Raw genomic sequence first — 1168 nt, 5'->3', positions numbered from 1 at the left:
GCCTAACTGCTTGGACGCGCTAATCCAACAGCGCGCTTACCCTATCCTCCTGCGTCCCCCCATTGCTCAAACGGTAAAGAGGTGGTACAGGAATATCAACCTGTTGTCCATCGCCTACGCTTTTCAGCCTCGGCTTAGGTCCCGACTAACCCTGAGCGGACGAGCCTTCCTCAGGAAACCTTAGGCATTCGGTGGATGGGATTCTCACCCATCTTTCGCTACTCATACCGGCATTCTCACTTCTAAGCGCTCCACCAGTCCTTGCGGTCTGGCTTCAACGCCCTTAGAACGCTCTCCTACCACTGACATCGCAGATGTCAATCCACAGCTTCGGTGATACGTTTAGCCCCGGTACATTTTCGGCGCGGAGTCACTCGACCAGTGAGCTATTACGCACTCTTTAAATGGTGGCTGCTTCTAAGCCAACATCCTGGTTGTCTAAGCAACTCCACATCCTTTTCCACTTAACGTATACTTGGGGACCTTAGCTGGTGGTCTGGGCTGTTTCCCTCTTGACTACGGATCTTATCACTCGCAGTCTGACTCCCATGGATAAGTCTTTGGCATTCGGAGTTTGTCTGAATTCGGTAACCCGATGGGGGCCCCTAGTCCAAACAGTGCTCTACCTCCAAGACTCTTTCTACATGAGGCTAGCCCTAAAGCTATTTCGGAGAGAACCAGCTATCTCCAGGTTCGATTGGAATTTCTCCGCTACCCACACCTCATCCCCGCACTTTTCAACGTGCGTGGGTTCGGGCCTCCATCCAGTGTTACCTGGACTTCACCCTGGACATGGGTAGATCACCTGGTTTCGGGTCTACGACCACATACTCATTCGCCCTATTCAGACTCGCTTTCGCTGCGGCTCCGTCTTATCAACTTAACCTCGCATGTAATCGTAACTCGCCGGTTCATTCTACAAAAGGCACGCTATCACCCATTAACGGGCTCTAACTACTTGTAGGCACACGGTTTCAGGATCTCTTTCACTCCCCTTCCGGGGTGCTTTTCACCTTTCCCTCACGGTACTGGTTCACTATCGGTCACTAGGGAGTATTTAGCCTTGGGAGATGGTCCTCCCTGCTTCCGACGGGATTTCTCGTGTCCCGCCGTACTCAGGATCCACTCTGGAGGGAACGAAGTTTCAACTACAGGGCTTTTACCTTCT

1 rRNA gene is annotated in these 1168 nt (G+C 52.2%); it reads right to left on the bottom strand.

The features are described from left to right. Window positions 1-1168: ribosomal RNA gene (locus M3205_RS25090) — 23S ribosomal RNA — on the bottom strand; the annotation flags it as partial.

Source organism: Cytobacillus firmus, assembly GCF_023715565.1.
Classification (GTDB): Bacteria; Bacillota; Bacilli; order Bacillales; family Cytobacillaceae; genus Cytobacillus; species Cytobacillus firmus_C.
This window is presented reverse-complemented; position numbering and strand designations above follow the sequence as displayed.